18 protein-coding genes and 1 pseudogene are annotated in these 17960 nt (G+C 59.8%); 10 read left to right on the top strand and 9 right to left on the bottom strand.

What is annotated here, in order from left to right; all coding sequences use genetic code 11:
• The first annotated feature begins 7 nt into the window (after window positions 1-7).
• Window positions 8-1114 (top strand): IS5 family transposase, encoded by a 1107-nt coding sequence (locus AAAK34_RS00980; RefSeq protein ID WP_231698684.1) that lies wholly within the window; start codon window positions 8-10, stop codon window positions 1112-1114.
• A gap of 190 nt (window positions 1115-1304) precedes the next feature.
• Here AAAK34_RS00980 and AAAK34_RS00975 read toward each other — a convergent pair whose 3' ends face one another.
• Entirely contained in the window at window positions 1305-1979 is a 675-nt protein-coding gene (locus tag AAAK34_RS00975) for a hypothetical protein (protein WP_231698685.1), read from the bottom strand.
• Window positions 1976-2521, bottom strand: a complete 546-nt coding sequence (locus tag AAAK34_RS00970; RefSeq protein ID WP_431777639.1) for a hypothetical protein — start codon at window positions 2519-2521, stop codon at window positions 1976-1978. Before AAAK34_RS00970 ends, AAAK34_RS00975 begins: the two co-directional genes overlap by 4 nt.
• 318 nt (window positions 2522-2839) lie before the next feature.
• Between AAAK34_RS00970 and AAAK34_RS00965 the strand changes: the two genes are divergently transcribed.
• The 6 genes and pseudogenes from AAAK34_RS00965 to AAAK34_RS00940 all read left to right on the top strand — a co-directional run bounded on the left by AAAK34_RS00965 (window position 2840) and on the right by AAAK34_RS00940 (window position 9590).
• Window positions 2840-3604, top strand: a complete 765-nt coding sequence (locus AAAK34_RS00965) for a hypothetical protein (protein ID WP_431777638.1) — start codon at window positions 2840-2842, stop codon at window positions 3602-3604.
• A 416-nt stretch (window positions 3605-4020) separates the two neighbouring features.
• Complete coding sequence (locus AAAK34_RS00960; RefSeq protein WP_431777637.1) at window positions 4021-5316, top strand: alpha/beta hydrolase family protein; 1296 nt, start codon at window positions 4021-4023, stop codon at window positions 5314-5316.
• A 167-nt stretch (window positions 5317-5483) separates the two neighbouring features.
• Complete coding sequence (locus AAAK34_RS00955) at window positions 5484-6521, top strand: amino acid ABC transporter substrate-binding protein (RefSeq protein WP_231698687.1); 1038 nt, start codon at window positions 5484-5486, stop codon at window positions 6519-6521.
• Between the two features lie 9 nt (window positions 6522-6530).
• Window positions 6531-7727: an amino acid ABC transporter permease gene (locus tag AAAK34_RS00950; protein WP_431777636.1), complete on the top strand. Its 1197-nt coding sequence runs from the start codon at window positions 6531-6533 to the stop codon at window positions 7725-7727.
• A gap of 2 nt (window positions 7728-7729) precedes the next feature.
• Window positions 7730-8829: pseudogene (locus tag AAAK34_RS00945) on the top strand (amino acid ABC transporter permease).
• The gene (locus AAAK34_RS00940) at window positions 8826-9590 is read left to right on the top strand and encodes an amino acid ABC transporter ATP-binding protein (RefSeq protein WP_431777635.1); all 765 of its coding nucleotides are present in this window, start codon (window positions 8826-8828) and stop codon (window positions 9588-9590) included. The pseudogene AAAK34_RS00945 and the gene AAAK34_RS00940 overlap by 4 nt, the downstream one beginning before the upstream one ends.
• Before the next feature lie 204 nt (window positions 9591-9794).
• Here AAAK34_RS00940 and AAAK34_RS00935 read toward each other — a convergent pair whose 3' ends face one another.
• From AAAK34_RS00935 to AAAK34_RS00905, 7 genes are all read right to left on the bottom strand, one after another.
• Entirely contained in the window at window positions 9795-10181 is a 387-nt protein-coding gene (locus AAAK34_RS00935; protein ID WP_231698690.1) for a universal stress protein, read from the bottom strand.
• The gene (locus AAAK34_RS00930) at window positions 10178-10357 is read right to left on the bottom strand and encodes a hypothetical protein (RefSeq protein ID WP_431777634.1); all 180 of its coding nucleotides are present in this window, start codon (window positions 10355-10357) and stop codon (window positions 10178-10180) included. Before AAAK34_RS00930 ends, AAAK34_RS00935 begins: the two co-directional genes overlap by 4 nt.
• A 31-nt stretch (window positions 10358-10388) precedes the next feature.
• Complete coding sequence (locus tag AAAK34_RS00925) at window positions 10389-11477, bottom strand: sulfate ABC transporter ATP-binding protein (protein WP_231698691.1); 1089 nt, start codon at window positions 11475-11477, stop codon at window positions 10389-10391.
• A 7-nt stretch (window positions 11478-11484) separates the two neighbouring features.
• Complete coding sequence (cysW, locus tag AAAK34_RS00920; protein WP_231698692.1) at window positions 11485-12345, bottom strand: sulfate ABC transporter permease subunit CysW; 861 nt, start codon at window positions 12343-12345, stop codon at window positions 11485-11487.
• Window positions 12342-13211: a sulfate ABC transporter permease subunit CysT gene (cysT, locus tag AAAK34_RS00915; protein WP_231698693.1), complete on the bottom strand. Its 870-nt coding sequence runs from the start codon at window positions 13209-13211 to the stop codon at window positions 12342-12344. The genes cysW and cysT overlap by 4 nt, the downstream gene beginning before the upstream one ends.
• Before the next feature lie 449 nt (window positions 13212-13660).
• Window positions 13661-14662, bottom strand: coding sequence for a sulfate ABC transporter substrate-binding protein (locus AAAK34_RS00910; protein WP_231698694.1), 1002 nt, complete (start codon window positions 14660-14662; stop codon window positions 13661-13663).
• A 247-nt stretch (window positions 14663-14909) separates the two neighbouring features.
• A complete protein-coding gene (locus tag AAAK34_RS00905; RefSeq protein ID WP_231698695.1) occupies window positions 14910-15914 on the bottom strand; it encodes a sulfate ABC transporter substrate-binding protein in 1005 nt (334 codons plus the stop codon).
• 141 nt (window positions 15915-16055) lie between these two features.
• On the opposite strand from AAAK34_RS00905, the gene AAAK34_RS00900 reads away from it, so the two are divergent.
• From AAAK34_RS00900 to AAAK34_RS00890, 3 genes are read left to right on the top strand one after another with little or no spacing between them, the layout of a single operon-like run.
• Window positions 16056-17075: a C4-dicarboxylate ABC transporter gene (locus AAAK34_RS00900; RefSeq protein WP_231698696.1), complete on the top strand. Its 1020-nt coding sequence runs from the start codon at window positions 16056-16058 to the stop codon at window positions 17073-17075.
• Entirely contained in the window at window positions 17072-17653 is a 582-nt protein-coding gene (locus tag AAAK34_RS00895) for a cytochrome c oxidase subunit 3 (protein WP_231698697.1), read from the top strand. Before AAAK34_RS00900 ends, AAAK34_RS00895 begins: the two co-directional genes overlap by 4 nt.
• Window positions 17650-17922, top strand: coding sequence for a cytochrome C oxidase subunit IV family protein (locus tag AAAK34_RS00890; RefSeq protein ID WP_231698698.1), 273 nt, complete (start codon window positions 17650-17652; stop codon window positions 17920-17922). The genes AAAK34_RS00895 and AAAK34_RS00890 overlap by 4 nt, the downstream gene beginning before the upstream one ends.
• Window positions 17923-17960 lie beyond the last annotated feature (38 nt).

Here is a 17960-nt window from a genome sequence, read left to right as displayed (position 1 = left end):
GCCATCCATGCGCGGAGCCGACACCTTCACCGAGAGCCTGTTCACCATGCGCCACCTCGATGACTTTGTGCCCGCCGATCACCCCTTGCGCGTGATCCGTGTGATGGTCAATAAAGCCCTGGCCAACATGGACGAGCTGTTTGCCCGGATGTATGCGGCCGACATCAAAGGCGGGCGCCCCAGCATTGCTCCCGAGAAGCTGCTGCGCGCCATGCTCATCCAGGTGCTCTACAGCGTGCGCTCGGAGCGCCAGCTGATGGAGCAGACTCAATACAACCTTCTGTTTCGCTGGTTCATCGGCCTGGCCATGGACGACGCAGTCTGGGTGCCCACTGTCTTCAGCAAGAACCGCGAACGCCTGATCGAGCACGATGCGGTCATCGAGTTCTTCAATCAGATCGTGCAACAAGCCCAGGAGCAGGAACTGCTCTCGGGCGAGCACTTCAGCGTAGATGGCACCCTGATCCAGGCCTGGGCGGGCCACAAGAGTTTTGTGCGCAAAGACCGCCCAGAGAGCGATGACCCGGATGCGGGTAACTTCAAAGACCAAAAGCGCAGCAACGACACCCACGAGTCCACCACGGACGCAGACGCAAGGCTGTACCGCAAGGGCAAGACGGCCAGCGAGTTGCGCTTCATGGGCCACACACTCACCGACAACCGCCATGGGCTGGTGGTCAGCGCCGTGGTCACCCAGGCAGACGGATATGCTGAACGTGAAGCGGCCAAGGCCATGATCAACGATGCGCGACAGGCACTGCCCGGTGATGACCCCATCACGATCACGCTGGGCGCAGACAAGGGTTACGACGCCAAGGAGTTCATCGACGCGCTGCAAGAGATGAACGTGCTGCCCCATGTGGCGCAGAACAAGTCAGGGCGCCAATCTGCGGTGCCCGATGTGATCGCAGACAGCGAAGGATACGCCATCTCGCAGCGAAAGAGAAAGCTGATCGAACAAGGCTTTGGCTGGGCCAAGACGGTGGGGCACATGCGTCAGGTGCTGGTGCGCGGGATCAAGAAGGTTGATCAGATGTTTGTGCTGACGATGGCGGGCTACAACCTCACGCGACTGCGCAACTTGGGGCAAATCCGTCTGCAGGGGCAGATGTGAAGGCCAAAAGAGCAGAAAACCGTGGTTTGCGGCTGAAAACACCTGGTTTTACGGGCTGACTTTCAGAATACGGAAACTGCTGCGACAAACGCACTTGCAGCCGCTGAGCAGGTTCGGCCGTAGGGGTAGTATTTCAGCAGCCTGCTAAGGGCCGGACATGAGCGATTGACGCCCCCATCACGCAGCGTCATTACAACCCGCAGATCCTGCGCATCCGTTCTAGGACCACGCCTTTGCGGTCTGCCTCGCCTCCCAGCAACCAAATCAATCGATCATCGAATGACTGATTGACTAGTAGAGCGTCGAACTCGTCTCGAATGTAGTCACAGACCTCCGCAGATGCGGCCTGCACTTCATAGACGAGGCTAGGCCGACCGTCGAGTAAGTTGACAATGTCCTCTAGGTCATGGTGTAAATAATCGCCATTGCCTCGTGATGCAAAGGACTCAAGCTTTGTCGCCACGAATACCGCGGCCTGAATTAGCTTGATGACTTTGCCACTAGGTAATTGATGGTTTTGCGCGGTTCTGGCAGCCTCGGCGTACCAGCTGTTTGTGAAATTGAGTACGTTCTCTTCTGTGGGCATGACATCAATCTTTAACCCCTTGAGCTGCCAACGACAGATCACCTCATCGTTTTCCTTGAATCCCTTCTCACGCAGGCGCTCACATAGCGCGTAGTAATTGCTTAGCGGCGCCACTTCGGTGAGCAAGTCGACGTCCACGGTCTGACGAATGGGCGGGCGCGCGCCATCGGTGACTAGCAGGCCAACAGCGCACCCGCCGACCAGAACCAATTCGTCCATGAGATCGCCGAGTGCTACAGCGGCCAACTCCACTGAGGCAACGTTAGGGTCCTGGCTCATAGAAACTGCTTGGCTAGATGCGACATTGCCAATTCTCGCTCTCGAGCAGCGCCAGCTCGGAGCGCATCAACCAGTGCGAGCATTTGATGGAGGCGGGGGTCCCTGAGGCACGCAAGTGGCACAGATGGGTAGAGCGGGCACAGCGACATTCCGCGGATGTCGCCTGTGCTGTGCGGCCATATAACAGGTAGCAAATCATCTCCTTGCTCGAAATGCTCAGCAAGCGGCGAGGTGAAGATGCTCGTCGGTACACCCCGAGCTATCGGCCCGAAAACGGCTGGGAATACGTACCGCACACCATGCACGAGCAGCTCCATCAAGGCAGCTCGATTCACTGTTAGCTCTCCGAACTCTCGTCCGAGCAGTGTTGCGGTGGTAGCCCGCTGAACAGCGGCATGCACTTCGGACGCTGACATAAAGAGCTCAGCGGCAAGGCCCGCGAAGGTCAAAGTTGCGCGGTCTTCCGAGACAGCGACTTTGGCGGTCACGACGATGTCTTGTGCCTTCAGGGCAGGTTGCTTCAGACTGTGAGCATTTTTCATAGAATTCGCTATTTGCGAATTGAGATTCGTAGATTATGCACCTAAGAACGATCCCGCGTTCAAGCTTGTCTAGGCGTTCATCTTAGAGACACAGTGCTGGCCAAGTCCCCAGGTCACTCATATCCCCTCTTAGATGAGTTCGCTAATCGCGAATGCAGAATGCTTGGGGAATGCGGTGCAAAGAGCTTCCATTAGATCATGTTAGATCAATGACTTAGACTAGTAACATGGCTATTCTTCGTATAAAGTTACCGTATACGATTGCCGTCAACGAAATTCGTCTGGTAGACTCTTTCACGTACGAAGCTGAGGTAATCCATGTCAACAGCCCCCGCAAGAAAGAAGAGCCCTCGCGCGCCATCCATTGCACTTGATGAAGCGTTGGACCGTGCTCTCAGGGCATATGAAAAGGAACGCCTCCATCCTGCTCCGACGGAGGTGGTTGCACAGAACCTAGGCTACAAGACGGCGAACAGCGGTAGCGCGCTTAGCGCTATTGCAAGTCTGCGCTACTACGGACTGATTGAGCGTCCGAAGGACGGATTCCTGGCGGTCACCAAGAACGTCGAGTCATACCGCTACACGCCGAACGAAAGTCACAAGCGCGAGTTGCTCATTGATTTTCTGAAGGCGCCTCAGCTGTTCGCTGAATTGCTTGAGCAATACAGCAGTGGCTTGCCTTCTGATGCCAACATTCGCTACGAGCTCATCCAACGCGGATTTCTGCCCTCGGGCGCGGAAAGTGCAGTGGCGATCTTTCGGCGCTCAGTTGACTTCGCAGGATATTTTTCCCATGCCAATGAGCCAGCACGCGACGATCGCACGCTAAGTGAACCACCGGCTGCAGAGGCGATAGATGCGTATGACCCTACCGCGGCGCAACTGCAGGGGGCAGAGTCGGCTCCTACTTCAGTTGCGCGTAATGTGACCTCAAGCGCGCCTTCGGTTCCTATGGGCTTCAGTGATGAAGGAGATCAAATCCCCGTTCGATTGCCGGGCGGGCGGCGCGCATGGCTGATCATTCCTACCCCTTCTTTGACGGCGACAAAGCGCGTCTCAAGGCTCAGATTGATTTGCTGCTGACCGAGGATGAAGAGGACGGCGCGTAGTGTGAGATTGCTGAAAGCGGCTTGCTGCCACAGGGGCCCAGCCGGGCCCATCTCGTGTCGTCCCGGCCACCTGTGCTCACGCGGATGTAAACAGTCGCACCCCAGAATGGCATTATGTTTACACATCAGTGCTCTCTGGCCCGCGTCTTGATGCGCATCTTTTCAATGAAGTGGGCTAAATGTTTACATTTTTAGGTATACATAACCGTTTTGATTCGATATCGGGCGACTCTACGTGCAGGCAGCGCGGGAACGAGTCCGATGACGAACGGTTGGTAGCGTGTCCAATTCCCGCATCTGGGAAATATAGGCCTTGAGACGCGTGCTTCAGTGCATGGGTGTCGAATGCGGGGCTATCATGGTCTTTACTCAAATCGTGACCCAACTCCCATGCAGATCTTGTCCCGCCGATCGAGCCGCTTAACGTATTGGTGCGCGCTGGCGGCCGTGTCGGCGAGCTTGGTGGCCTGCGGTGGCGGTGGTGATGCCGCGCCGCCAGCGCCAGGGCCTGAACCGAGTCCGGCGCCCGCACCAGCACCAGCACCAGCGCCTGCCCCCTCTCCAACACCCAGCCCGGCACCGGCTCCTGAGTCAGATCCAGAACCGCCGCCGATTCCAGCCCCTGGCGAGCGGGGAGGCTTGCAGTCCGTGCGCCTGGTGAACACCCTTTCGGCGCAGCAGGTGAGTGCGGCTTTGGCAGAAAGTCGGCTGGGTCCTGACTCCACTCTGGCTCCTCGCTACGACGTAAGCAACTATCGCATCACCTACATCACCACAGACAAGAACGGTCAGCGGGTCTCGGCGTCTGGGCTTGTCAGCGTGCCCGTCAAGCCCGCCAGCGCGCCCAGTCCGGTGCTGAGCTACCAGCATGCCACGACGTTCCGCAATGACGAGGCGCCCAGCATCAAGGTTGAACCCGGTGAGCCGCCCATTGTGATGTCGTCACTGGGCTATATCGTGGTTTCGCCAGACTACGTGGGCTTTGGCAGCACGCAGGGGCTGGATCACCCGTACCTCACTGCCGAGCCTACTGCCCATTCGGTGGTGGATTTGCTCGTTGCAGCCCGAACCTGGCGCTGGGAGCAAGGCGTGCAAGACAACGGCCAGCTCTTTCTGGCGGGTTATTCAGAAGGTGGCTATGCCACCATGGCGGCGCACCGGGCCTTGCAGCAGGCGGGTGGGCTTCTCGGGCAGCAGCTCTTGGCCTCGGCACCCGGCGCGGGTCCCTATGACGTTCAGATGACCCTGGATGAATTGCGCTCAGACCTGCCTCGTTGGCTGCGCGAGCTGTTCAGCCCCGGCAATCTGCGGAATGCGCCCGAATCCGTACGCAATGAGGTTCGCCGTCTGCTGGTGAGGCAGCTCTTGCCAGACGATGCAGACGTGGCCTACCAGACTTTGTTTGTAGACCGCTACTTGGCCGACGACCGGGAAGCCATCGCCCGGGATCACAGTGTTCACCTGGGATGGAAGCCTGAAGCGCCGATGTACCTTTTCCATGGCCAGGGCGATCAGACTGTGCCTTATGCAGTGTCGATTTCGGCATTGAATGCATTGCGCGATGCTGGTGCCGCCGAAGTGACCCTGACAGATTGCGCCACGTCTGACCTCGGGCATACAGGCTGCGTGCCCGAGTACTTCAATTTCGTCGTTGAGCGCTTTGGCCGTTTGGCGCAAGACTTGTGAACGAACTCAAAGGTGTGCTTATGCGGCTGGCAAATAAGCTGACAAATTTTCGTTGATTGGCGTTTGCGCGAGTCTTCAGTATATTAAGGTGTGAGTCGGGCGGGCACATGTCGGTACGCCGGGTACCCCCGAGGATCTTCTACAACAACATTTCGGAGTGGTGTCATATGGCCTTTTCCTCTAGAACTCTTGGTAAACATCTACTGGCTGCCAGCCTGCTGGCCGCGGCATCGCTACCAGCTTTTGCCGGCAAGACGCTGGACACCATCAAGTCACGCGACCAACTCGTGGTGGGCGTTAGCACCGGCGTGCCAGGCTTGTCCGCGCCTGACAGCCAGGGGCGCTGGGCAGGGCTGGATGTGGACATTGGCCGCGCCGTGGCCGCGGCTATCCTTGGCGATGGCGAGAAGACCAAGTGGGTGCCGCTGAATGTCCAGCAGCGCTTTACGGCTATTCAGTCCGGCGAGGTGGATCTGCTCTCCCGCGGCACGACCTTCACACTTACGCGCGATGCCTCGCTGGGCCTGAACCAGACCGCCATCGTTCTGTTCGACGGCCAGGGTTTCATGGTGCCGGCCAAGAGCAAGGTCACGAGCGCCAAACAACTCAAGGGAGCCACCGTCTGCCTGCAGGGCAGCAATACCACCGAGAAGAACCTCGCGGACTTCTCACGAGCGAACAAGCTTAACCTCAAGCCCGTGGTGTTCGAGAACCTTGATGCCTCGGCCGGTGCTTATTTCAGCGGCCGCTGCGACGCCTACACCTCGGACGTCTCTGGTTTGGCCGCCATTCGTTCGAAGGAAGCCAAGAACCCCAAGGATCACGTCATCCTGCCAGAGCTGATCTCCAAAGAGCCCCTGGGGCCGCTCGTGCGTCGCGGGGACGACGAGTTCTTCGCCATCGTCAAGTGGGTGGTATATGGCTTGATCGAGGCCGAAGAAAACGGCATTACTCAGGCCAATGTCGACCAGCTCAAGGCCAGCAGCACAGACCCCGTTGTGCAGCGACTTCTGGGTAAGGGCGACGATATGGGCAAGCTGTTGGGGCTGGATCGGGAATGGCTTGCTCGCGCTATCAAAACCGTGGGTAACTATGGTGAAATTTTCGAGCGCAACCTTGGCGAGAAGACGCCTGTCGGATTGCCACGTGGGCTGAACCGACTGTGGAATCAGGGCGGCCTGCTATACGCTCCCCCAGTTCGCTAACGCTGCGTTGTGACGATTCCCGCACGACCGGCACCGGTCGTTCCGCGCAGTGCTGCTTGGGGCTGGCGTAGCCGTAGTTTCCGCCGCTGGGTATATCAGGCGTTGGCGGTCGTTGCCGTCGTGGGTGTTATTGCCTGGTTGTTTTCCAACACCTGGGCGAACATGCGTGCCCGCGGTATTCAGGGTGGTTTCGGCTTTCTGTTCGACAGCGCGGGGTTCGAGATCAGTGAGGGTGTCCTTCCGTTCTCGGGTACGGATCCGTACTGGAAGGCGTTCGCCGTAGGGGTTCTCAATACATTGCGTGTGGCGCTTGTGGGTTGCTTGCTCACCACGGTGGCGGGCGTGCTCATTGGGATTGGACGCTTGTCTGGCAACGCATTGGTGCGTGGATTCTGTCGCGCCTACGTTGAGCTTTTCCGCAACGTGCCGCTTCTGATTCAGTTGCTGGTCTGGTATTTGATTTTTGTCGAGATTTTGCCGCCTGCCCGCGATCCGCTGCATTTGGGTAATCTCATTTTCCTCAGCAAGGGCGGGCTGGCTTTTCCCTTTCCTGCAGCGTCTGTGGGCTGGTGGTGGGCGCTCGCCGGGCTGGTCCTGGGGGTGGTCATAGCCGTCTTGGCGGGGCTGCGCGCGCGTCGCCGCTTTCTCTCTGCGGGTGGAAGGCCGCCTAGCCTGTTGCTCCAACCGGTGGCGTTCATATTGGGTGGAGGGGTGCTGGGCTGGGTGGCGGGTGGAATGCCGACCACCTGGAACGTGCCTGAAATGGGTGGCTTTTCGATCGAAGGCGGCGTCTCTCTGACGCCTGAATTCATGGCGGTGCTGCTGGGGCTCACGGCCTACACCACCGCGTTCACGGCAGAAGTGGTCCGAGCCGGTGTGGCCTCGGTAGGTCGAGGCCAGCTTGAGGCGGGCACCAGTGTGGGGCTGTCTCGCGCGCTGGTGCTGCGTCTGGTGGTGTTGCCCCAGGCGCTGCGTGTGATCGTGCCGCCGCTCACCAATCAGTATCTGAACCTCACCAAGAATTCATCACTGGCGGTCGCAGTCGGCTACCCTGACATCGTTTCCGTCGCCAACACCTCGCTCAATCAGACGGGGCGTGCGGTCGAATGCATTACCCTGATCATGATGGTGTATCTGGTGCTTTCGCTCTCCACTTCTGCGCTCATGGGTTGGTTCAACCGACGGGTGGCCATCAAGGAGCGATGACCATGAGCGTTCAAAAGTCCTACATCGAAGCGCGACAAGCGCCTCGGCGCAATACCGGTCTGCTACATCTCTTGCGCGCTCAGTTGGGTGCAAGTCCGACGAGTATGTTTGCGACGGTGGTTTTTCTTGCGCTCGGTGCATGGGGGGTATGGCATGCCTTGAGCTGGGGCGTGCTGAATGCCGTCTTTTCTGCCGACGATCAGGCTTGCGAAGCTGTCCGAGGCCACGGAGCCTGCTGGGGGGTGATCGCGGAAAAGCACCGCGTGATCCTGTTCGGGCACTACCCGTTCGCCGAACAGTGGCGCGCTGCTCTAGCCTCTGTGCTGTTATTGGCGTTGGTGGTCGCCAGTGGTGTGCGCCGGCTCTGGCGCCGGTGGCTCTTGCCGGCATGGGTTCTGGGCCTGGCGGGGTTCGTCGCGCTCATGGGAGGAGGCGTGGCTGGGCTGTCGCCTGTGAGCACCTCAAAGTGGGGCGGCCTTCCCCTCACACTGCTTCTCACCACGGTTTCTCTGGCGCTGGCTTTTCCATTGGCTTTGGCCGTGGCATTGGGGAGGCGCTCCTCTCTACCCGCGGTGCGTTCCCTTTGTACCGTGTACGTTGAACTGGTGCGTGGCGTGCCGTTGATTTCGGTGCTGTTCATGGCCAGCTTCATGTTCCCTTTACTGCTGCCCACTGGACGCAGTCCGGATGTCCTGATTCGCGTGATCGCGGGCATCACGCTGTTTGCTGCGGCTTACATGGCTGAAGTGGTGCGTGGTGGGCTGCAAGGCGTTTCGGGGGGCAGCAGGAAGCCGCAGCCTCTCTTGGGCTGGGGTACTGGCGTACACAGGGGCTCGTAGTATTGCCGCAGGCACTCACGACGGTGCTGCCTGGGCTGATGAACAACTTTATCGCGCTGCTCAAGGATACTTCGCTGGTCACCATCGTCAGCCTCTACGAGTTGACTGGGGCGTTAGGGCTCGCGCTGTCTGGCGATCCGATCTGGCGTCCCTACAAATTCGAAGGTTACCTGTTCATCACGTTGATTTACTTTGCGCTTTGTTTTTCCATGTCGCTCTATGCCAAACGTCTGGAAGTGCGGCTTCACCGCTATAACGCATGACTGCATCATCGACTGATTCCGACGCTCCGCTGGTCCGTTTTGAGCGAGTCAACAAGTGGTATGGAGATGGCCTGCACGTACTGCGTGATATTGAACTTTCGGTGCACAGTGGCGAGCGCCTCGTCATTTGTGGGCCATCAGGGTCTGGCAAGTCGACGCTGCTGCGTTGCGTAAACGGGCTTGAGGATTTCCAGGAGGGCCAGCTTACCGTGGCTGGTCATGTGCTGGGTGATGACCTCAGAGTGGTGGAGGCGGTGAGGCGTCAGGTGGGGATGGTGTTCCAACAGTTCAACCTGTTTCCCCATCTCACTGTGCTTGAGAATTTGACGCTGGCGCCGATCTGGGTCAATCGCGTCTCACCAGCCGAGGCCCGCGAACAGGCGATGGCTCAACTTGAGCGCGTGCGCATTGCCGGCCAGGCGGAAAAATACCCACTGCAATTGTCGGGTGGGCAGCAGCAGCGCGTGGCGATCGCGCGTGCGCTGTGTCTCAAGCCACGCATCATGCTGTTCGATGAACCCACTTCCTCTCTCGACCCCGAGATGGTGAAGGAGGTGCTCGACGTCATGGTTGATCTGGCGGGCCAGGGCATGACACTGTTGTGTGTAACGCACGAGATGAATTTTGCTCGTGCCGTGGCTGATCGGATCGTGTTCATGGACGAGGGCCAGATCATGGAAGAGGCCGCCCCGAAGGACTTTTTCGAGGCGCCACAGACTGAGCGCGGGCGCGATTTTCTGTCTAAGCTGCTGGAGCGTTGAGCACGCGCGGGCTGTGCGTGCTGTTACCCTAGTGTCCTGAGTTGTAAGTTCGTTGAAGAAACAAATCTGCCGAAATCGGTGTCAGGCAAGGAACAAAACGCAGCGATACCGGGTGGTATCGCGAGGCTTTGTGACGCAGTATGGCGGCGATTGTCGGTGGATTTGTTCAACGAATTTGCAATTCAGGACACTAGACCAGGATGATCAAGCGGCCTTGACTGCCAGCACGGGGCAGGACACATTGAGCAGGATGTCCTGTGCCATGCTGCCCAGCAGGAGTTTGCCTACGGGCGAGCGCTTGCGCAGGCCGATGATGAGTACTGAAACCTGCAACTGCTCCACAAGTTCCTCGATTTCCTCGATCGTGCTCTTGCCACGCACAAAATGCTTGAACTCCGCTTCGACGGGCAGCTTTGAAAGGCGTTCGGCCACGCGCTCGCCTTCATAGCCATCTACGATGGATTCGTCTTTTCCGCCGGCACCGGCATTGACGACTACCAGGCGTTCGTTGCGACGGGTGGCGATTTCTATGCCTTTTTCCAGGGCTGCTTGGCCCTCTGGGCGAGATACATAGGCGACGAGAATGGTCATGCGTTGTCTTCCTTGACGCGTGTGGTTAGATAGGTGACGCTTGGATGCATCTTGCTACAGCATAACTTGGCACGCTCGTCTTGGCGAGAGGTGAAGTACCGGATGCGCAGGTTGGCGCTGAGCGCAGCGAAGCCCAACAGAACAGCGCCTCCCATCTCACGCCCGATGTTGGGCATCCCTGCGCTCAGCGCCAACCTACGCGAGATATCAGATCATGGCGGCCGGATCATCTTCCACTTCAAGGAACACGCGTGCCTTGCGTGGTGAAACGCTGACGATGTCGCCTTCCTTTAGTCCGAAGCGGCGGAATTCGTCCGCGCCCAGGTGGGCTTCCAGGATCTGGCTGGGCTGGTCACGGGGCGTCAGTTCCAGCCGGGCGATCGGCCCGACGACCAGAGCGCGATCCAGCTTGGCAACCAAGCCTGGAGTTCCTGCGGTGTGGGGAGTCACCGCGAGATCGCTGGGGCGCACGAAGGCCATGGCTTCGGCATCCAGGGCATCGGCATGCTCGGGCGCGGCGATCTGCCAGTTGCCCACCTGCATCTGACCACCGCTGGCGCGGCCTTTGAACAAGTTGACGTCGCCCAGGAACCCATAGACGAACGGCGTGGCTGGATGCTCCCAGACTTCCTGAGGTGTGCCAACCTGCTCGATCTGGCCCTTGTTCATAACAACCACGCGGTCGGCGACTTCCAGGGCCTCTTCCTGGTCGTGCGTGACGAAGATGCTGGTGACGTGAAGTTCGTCGTGCAGGCGGCGCAGCCAGCGGCGCAGTTCCTTGCGGACCTTGGCGTCGAGCGCACCGAAGGGTTCGTCCAGCAGCAGCACCTTGGGTTCCACTGCAAGGGCGCGGGCGAGTGCAATGCGCTGGCGCTGCCCACCCGAGAGTTGGGAAGGGTAGCGGTCGGCCAGCCAATCGAGTTGAACCAGGCCCAGCAGTTCGTGCACTTTGGCCTTGATCTGCGCTTCGCTCGGGCGTTCGCTTCGAGGCTTGACGCGCAGGCCGAAGGCCACGTTGTCGGCCACTGTCATGTGACGAAACAGCGCATAGTGCTGGAACACAAAGCCGACGCCGCGCTGGCGCACATGCACATCGGTGGTGTCCTGGCCGTTGAAGAGAATGTTGCCGGAGTCGCTCGACTCCAGGCCCGCGATGATGCGCAGCAGCGTGGTTTTTCCGCAGCCCGAGGGACCAAGAAGGGCCACCAGTTCGCCGGAGTCGATGTCCAGGCTGACATCATTCAGGGCGCGGAAGGCGCCGAACTGCTTGGTGATGTGTTGGATTTCGATGCTCATGACATGCCTATGAGGACTGGGTTTCCGATGACAGGTGGAGCTGTCGCGCGTGATGCCACTCCACCACGGTCTTGATGATCAGGGTGACGATGGCCAGCAGTGCCAGCAGGGAGGCCACGGCGAACGCGGCCTGGCCCTGGTATTCGTTGTAGAGCACTTCCACGTGCAAGGGCATGGTGTTGGTTTGGCCGCGGATATGGCCGCTGACGACCGACACCGCGCCGAACTCGCCCATGGCGCGCGCATTGCAGAGGATCACGCCGTAGATCAGGCCCCACTTGATGTTGGGGAGCGTGACGTGCCAGAAGGTTTGCCAGCCGTTGGCGCCCAGCACCTGCGCGGCCTGCTCTTCGTCGGTGCCCTGCGCCTGCATGAGGGGGATCAACTCGCGTGCGATGAACGGAAAGGTCACGAACACGGTCGCCAGCACAATGCCCGGCACGGCGAAAATGATCTTGATGTCGTGCTCGGCCAACCAGGGTCCAAGCCAGCCTTGCGCGCCGAACACCAGCACATAGATCAGGCCTGCCACCACGGGGGAGACTGAGAAAGGCAAGTCGATCAGGGTGGTCAGAAAGGATTTTCCCTTGAATTCAAACTTGGCAATGCACCAGGCCGCTGCAACGCCGAACACCAGGTTGAGCGGTACCGAAATGGCCGCAGTGATCAGTGTGAGTTTGATGGCCGATAGAGCGTCGGGCTCTTTCAGCGCTTCCCAGTAGGCTTGCCAGCCGCCTTTGAGGGCTTCAACGAACACGGCCGCCAGGGGCAGCACCAGGAAAAGGGCCATGAAACCGATGGCCAGCGCGGTAAGCAACCAGCGCACGACGGGGGTTTCGGTGGTGCGAATGCGTGCTGGCCTGCTCATGCCGAAGCTCCGTAACGTTTGCGTCCCCAGGCCTGAAGCCCGTTGATGATCAGCAGCAGAATGAACGAGATGAGCAGCATCACGGAGGCCACTGCCGTGGCACCCGCGAAGTCATATTGCTCCAGCTTGCCGATGATGATGAGCGGCGTGATCTCGGAGACCATGGGCATGTTGCCGGCGATGAAAATCACGGATCCGTATTCCCCCACGGCTCGCGCGAAGGCCATGGCGAAGCCTGTCAGCAGAGCGGGGGCGATGGCGGGAAAAATGACAAGGCGGAAGGTTTGCCAGCGGTTGGCGCCCAGGCATGCGGCGGCCTCTTCCAGTTCTTTTTCGGTGTCTTCCAGTACGGGCTGGACGGTGCGGACCACGAATGGCAGGCCAATGAAGATCAGCGCGACCACGATGCCCCCTGGCTGGAACGCCAGCTTGATTCCGAGGGGCTCCAGGTATTGGCCGATCCAGCCGTTTTCGGCCAGCAACGCGGCCAGCGAGATGCCGGCTACCGCGGTAGGCAGAGCGAAGGGCAAATCGACCAGTGCGTCGGCTATTTTTTTGCCAGGAAACTCATAGCGGACAAGCACCCAGGCCACGAGCAGGCCGGCCACTACATTGACGGCGGCGGCGAACAGCGACGCGCCGAACGTGAGGCGAAAAGAGGCGAGCACGCGCGGCGCTGTGACGGCTTCCCAGAACTGGAGCCAGCTCATTGAAAACGTCTTGAATACCAAGGCTGACAGCGGGATGAGCACGATCAACCCGAGGTAGAACAAGGTGTAGCCGAGCGTGAGGTTGAAGCCGGGCAGCACTCGCCGGCGGCGGCGAGGCGCTGCGGCTGAGGGCGCGGCGAGCGTGAGGGAGGTCATGGAATTCGAGATTCGGCGGGTGTTGGTGCTTGGGTGGGGTGGCGTTTGCGCATGGGCTCGGCTGATTCTGTCGCGGCCCCTTCTCCTGTGGAACGGATTCGTCTTGAGACTCCCTGTAAAGCGAATGGCGCTTACTTAAGACTAGAGCGACTACTCGGACAGGTTCTGTCTTGTAAGGAGCGGCTTCAGAGAGTGTCGCAAAAGTGGTTTGTGCGGCAGTGGCGCTTTACTCCCTCTCCCTCCGGGAGAGGGTTGGGGTGAGGGAGCGCTCCTGCACGCTGTCCATTTTTTAAAGCGCGGGGCGCTTCTGTTCATCGTGCAAGCCACTAAACCATGCCAGTCTCAGATCATGCGCCGCTGCCCTCACCCTGGCCCTCTCCCGGAGGGGGGAAGAAGAGCGAAGCCCTAGCGGCGAGCAGGGCCCAGGCTCCAACTCTCGCCGCATCCAATCACTTGCCTGGCGTGTAGAGCTTGTCGAACTGACCGCCGTCGTTGAAGTGTACTTTCTGGGCTTCGGCCAGGGAGCCGAAGTACTGCTGCACGGTGAACAGCTTCAGAGGTTTGAAGACCTCGGTGTATTTTTTCAGCACCGCTTCGTTGCGCGGGCGAATGCCGTGCTTGGCAGCAATTTCCTGGCCTTCGGGAGAATACAGGTAGTCCAGATAGGCCTTGGCCTCGGCGGCGGTGCCTTTCTTGTTCACTGTGCGCTCGACCACAGCCACCGGGTTTTCAGCCACGATGCTGGCCGAAGGGTGAATGGCTTGAACCTTACCTTTGCCAAACTCGCGTTCGACGGAGACGACTTCAGATTCGAAGGTGATCAACACGTCGCCCACGTTGCGCTGAAGGAACATGCCAGTCGCATCACGGCCACCACGTGCCAGTGCAGGCACGTTCTTGTAGAGCTTGCTCACGAACTCAGCTCCCTGCGCGTCGGTGCCGCCCTTGGCACGCACCTGGCCCCAGGCTGCCAGATAGGCCATGCGACCGTTTCCGCCGGTTTTGGGGTTGACCACGACCACTTTTACGTCTGGGCGAATCAGGTCGTCCCAGTCCTTGATGTTCTTGGGGTTGCCTTGACGCACCAGGAACAGCATGGTCGAGGTCGTGGGTGCCGCGTCATTCGGGAACTTGGCGCGCCAGTCCTTGGCGACCACGCCCTTTTCAGCGAGAAAGTCGACATCCGTGGTGGTGTTCATGGTGACCACATCGCCAGCCAGACCGTCGGCCACGGCGCGCGCCTGGGCGCTGGAGCCGGCGTGAGATTGGTCCACGCTAATGTCCTTGCCTGTGGTTTTCTTGTAGTGCGCAATGAAGGAGGAGTTGTAATCCTTGTAGAACTCGCGCGCCACGTCGTAGGAGACGTTGAGCAGTGTCGTCGTTTGGGCAGAGGCCAGGGAGGCCAGGGTGAATCCGATGGCGCCTAGGGCCAGTTTCAGGGTCTTGTTCATGAAATCAGGGCGGCAATGTGGAAAAGATAGTGAATTGTCCAAGCATGCCTTACCAATTCAAACGACTTTGTTTTTTTGTCAATATACCTGTATTGATATAAGTGGCTGGGGTGTGCGCAGTCTTGGAGGTGCATTTTTGCTCTTCCGGTTCACGAAAGGAGCAAGCCACCGCTGAACATGAGGATGGCCAGCGTGATGCAGGCAACCATCTCCAGCCGTGTGATCCGTGGGGGGTGCTTGGGCGGGATCATTTCTGCGTGTAAATTTGGTCAAACGCTCCGCCATCGGCAAAGTGCACCTTTGAAGCCTGCGCCCAGCCACCGAAGGCCTGATCAATGGTGAACAGGTTCAGTTTAGGAAACTGCGAGGCATATTTGGCGGCCGCTTTAACTGAAGTGGGGCGGTAGTAGTTCTTGCCGGCCACGTCCTGGCCCTCGTCGCTGTACAGGTACTCCAGATACGCTTGTGCCACCGCGCGCGTGCCCTTCTTGTCGACATTCTTGTCCACGAGGGTTACCGCTGGCTCGGCCAGAATGGAAAGGCTGGGGTAGACGATGTCAAACTTGGTACCCAGCTCTTTCTCGATCAGGTGAGCTTCGTTTTCCCAGGCAATCAGCACGTCGCCCTGGTTCCTCTGGCCGAAGGTAATGGTGGAGCCACGGGCGCCTGTATCCAGCACGGGCACGTTTTGGTAGAGCTTGGCGACGAAGTCCTTGGCGGCCGCGTCGCCGCCATACTTGCGCTTGGCATATTCCCAGGCCGCCAGGTAGTTCCAGCGTGCGCCGCCGCTGGTTTTCGGGTTGGGGGTGATGACTTTCACATCCCGCTTGACCAGGTCATCCCAATCCTTGATGCCTTTGGGGTTGCCTTGGCGCACCACCAGGACAATGGTGGAGGTGTAGGGTGAGCTGCTGTGCGGCAGGCGTTTTTGCCAGTCCTTGGGGATCAGGGCGCCGTGGGTGACCAGCGCGTCGGTGTCACCTGCCAGTGCCAGCGTGGCGACGTCGGCGTCGAGTCCGTCGATGATGGATCGCGCCTGCTTGCCTGAGCCGCCGTGAGACTGCTTGATGGTCACAACCTGCCCGGTCTTGGCCTTCCAGTGCGCAGCGAAGGCTTTGTTGAACTCGACGTAAAGCTCGCGCGTGGGGTCGTAGCTGACGTTTAGAAGGGTCACCGGGGCGGGTTGCGCCAGTGCAGCGGGGACGACGAGCGTAAGAGCCAGGGCCTGGAGGGTGCGACGGCGCGAAGACATGTGGAACTCCCTTGGAGAATTTGAGAAGCAGGCGCCAATGGTGATCTTGCCCAGCCTGAATCCGAACGAAGCTTTTCACCTATGCTTATGCGATCTGCTCAGATTGATCTCGCGCTTGAGCTCGCATGGCATGATTGATGTATGACGCAACGCCCTGATGCCTTGAAACACCTTGGTTTTAACTGGTTTGCCATGGTCATGGGCTTGGCCGGGTTGTCACTGGCCTGGGGGCGCGCCTCGCCGCTGCTTGGTGACCTCGCAGACGGGGGGGCACTGTTGTTGGCTGCTGTGGCGGCGCTGGTTTTCGTCGCCCTGCTGGTGCTGTCATGGGTGCGCTGGCAGCGCTATCCCGAGGTGCTTGCTGCGGAATTGAAGCACCCTCTGCGCCATGCGTTTCTGGCGACCATTCCGGTGTCGATCATTTTGCTGGCCAGTAGCGGCGTATCGCTGCTGGGTACCAATGTCTGGCTGGCCGGGCTATGGTGGGCCGGCTCTCTGGCCCAGTTCGGTGTCACGCTGTGGCTGCTGGCGCGCTGGCTCAGTGCCGACAAGGCGTTATCGCTCAGTTGGCCCTCCATCACGCCCGCCCTCCTGATTCCCATCGTTGGCAATGTGCTGGCTCCGCTGTCAGGCGCGAGCTTGGGTGCGGGCGAATGGGCCGCGGCGCAGTTCGGCATCGGTCTGCTCCTGTGGCCTGTGCTGATGGCCTTGATTTTTGCGCGCATGGCCACGCAGGGCTTGTGGCCGGAACGCCTGCTCGCCATCACATTTATCAGCATCGCTCCGCCGGCGGTGGTGGGCTCGGCCACGCTGCAAATGGGTGGGCCGGCGGTGCTGGCCTGGATGTGCTGGGGCATGGCACTGTTTTTCCTGCTGTGGTCGCTACAGTTGGGGCGCCGCATGCTGGCGCAGCCTTTTTCCATGGCGTTCTGGGCCATAGGGTTCCCGCTGGCGGCCTTTGCGACCCTGACGCTGCGCCTGGCGGTGCATCACCCGGGAGCCCAGGTGCCGGCCATGATCGCTCTGGCGCTTGCAACGCTGGTGGTGCTGGCGCTCCTATCGGCCACTTGGAAGAACTTGCGGGAGGGTAATCTTTTGCAGCCCGAGCAGGTGGCCATTGTGGCGGCTCCTGGTAGCGGCCAGCCTCCCGGTCCGCAGTGAGCACCGCCTTCGCAACACAGCCATCTCGGCGCCTGCCGGGTGACTTGTTCATCTGGTACATCATCTTGCTCGAAGGTGCCACATTCGGAGTGCTTTTCCTTGCGTTTGCCTTTACGCGGCTTGGGCATCTGGAACTGTTCAATGAGTCGCAGCGGCAGCTGGACGTGGGAACCGGGGCCGTCAACACGGCGCTGCTGCTGACCGCCAGCTGGTGCGTGGCCCGTGCTGTACTGGCGGTTCGTGATGGACAGCGTGGCACTGGCTTGGGCTGGTTGGGCGCCGGCATGGCGGGGGGTTTGGGCTTCGTTGCGCTTAAGCTGCTGGAATACGCTGACAAGGGTGCCCAGGGAATAGGCCTGTCCACCAACCTGTTTTTCGATTTCTACTTCATCCTCACCGGCTTTCACTTGCTGCATGTGCTGGCTGGACTGCTGGCGCTGGGTCTCTGTGGGTTGGGGCTTGTTCGGCAGCGGAGAGGCGCCATGAACGCCCATGCGCTGGAGACGGCCGCAGCCTTCTGGCACCTGGTCGATCTGCTGTGGCTTGTGCTGTTTCCGCTGGTGTATGTGTTGCGATGAAAACCCGATGGCTTGATCTCATCTGGCTGGCACTGCTGGCTGCAACGGGCCTCACATGGTGGCTGGGAGCCAGCGGCACGCTTGCATCCGGGCGGTTTGCCTTCACGGCCCTGGTTTTCTTCCTGGCTTGGTTGAAAGGCCTCGGTGTGATGCTCGAGTTCATGGAGCTGCGTCATGCGCCAGCCTCGTGGCGCTTGGCACTGTTGGGGGGCTTCAGCGCCATCGTGGGCGGGGTGTTGCTGGCGGCGGGGCTGGCGAACAACTCTTGAAGATTTTCAATCGTAAACACGCGCTTGGTGGCTAATAA

The sequence above is a fragment of the Ottowia caeni genome, assembly GCF_050821495.1.
In the GTDB taxonomy this organism is placed as follows: domain Bacteria; phylum Pseudomonadota; class Gammaproteobacteria; order Burkholderiales; family Burkholderiaceae_C; genus Ottowia; species Ottowia caeni.
This window is presented reverse-complemented; position numbering and strand designations above follow the sequence as displayed.

Coding starts and splice junctions, on each gene's coding strand:
- AAAK34_RS00980 (WP_231698684.1), top strand. CDS start 8: ATGCGCGGAGCCGACACCTTCACCGAGAGCCTGTTCACCATGCGCCAC.
- AAAK34_RS00975 (WP_231698685.1), bottom strand. CDS start 1,979: ATGAGCCAGGACCCTAACGTTGCCTCAGTGGAGTTGGCCGCTGTAGCA.
- AAAK34_RS00970 (WP_431777639.1), bottom strand. CDS start 2,521: ATGAAAAATGCTCACAGTCTGAAGCAACCTGCCCTGAAGGCACAAGAC.
- AAAK34_RS00965 (WP_431777638.1), top strand. CDS start 2,840: ATGTCAACAGCCCCCGCAAGAAAGAAGAGCCCTCGCGCGCCATCCATT.
- AAAK34_RS00960 (WP_431777637.1), top strand. CDS start 4,021: ATGCAGATCTTGTCCCGCCGATCGAGCCGCTTAACGTATTGGTGCGCG.
- AAAK34_RS00955 (WP_231698687.1), top strand. CDS start 5,484: ATGGCCTTTTCCTCTAGAACTCTTGGTAAACATCTACTGGCTGCCAGC.
- AAAK34_RS00940 (WP_431777635.1), top strand. CDS start 8,826: ATGACTGCATCATCGACTGATTCCGACGCTCCGCTGGTCCGTTTTGAG.
- AAAK34_RS00935 (WP_231698690.1), bottom strand. CDS start 10,181: ATGACCATTCTCGTCGCCTATGTATCTCGCCCAGAGGGCCAAGCAGCC.
- AAAK34_RS00930 (WP_431777634.1), bottom strand. CDS start 10,357: ATGCCCAACATCGGGCGTGAGATGGGAGGCGCTGTTCTGTTGGGCTTC.
- AAAK34_RS00925 (WP_231698691.1), bottom strand. CDS start 11,477: ATGAGCATCGAAATCCAACACATCACCAAGCAGTTCGGCGCCTTCCGC.
- cysW (WP_231698692.1), bottom strand. CDS start 12,345: ATGAGCAGGCCAGCACGCATTCGCACCACCGAAACCCCCGTCGTGCGC.
- cysT (WP_231698693.1), bottom strand. CDS start 13,211: ATGACCTCCCTCACGCTCGCCGCGCCCTCAGCCGCAGCGCCTCGCCGC.
- AAAK34_RS00910 (WP_231698694.1), bottom strand. CDS start 14,662: ATGAACAAGACCCTGAAACTGGCCCTAGGCGCCATCGGATTCACCCTG.
- AAAK34_RS00905 (WP_231698695.1), bottom strand. CDS start 15,914: ATGTCTTCGCGCCGTCGCACCCTCCAGGCCCTGGCTCTTACGCTCGTC.
- AAAK34_RS00900 (WP_231698696.1), top strand. CDS start 16,056: ATGACGCAACGCCCTGATGCCTTGAAACACCTTGGTTTTAACTGGTTT.
- AAAK34_RS00890 (WP_231698698.1), top strand. CDS start 17,650: ATGAAAACCCGATGGCTTGATCTCATCTGGCTGGCACTGCTGGCTGCA.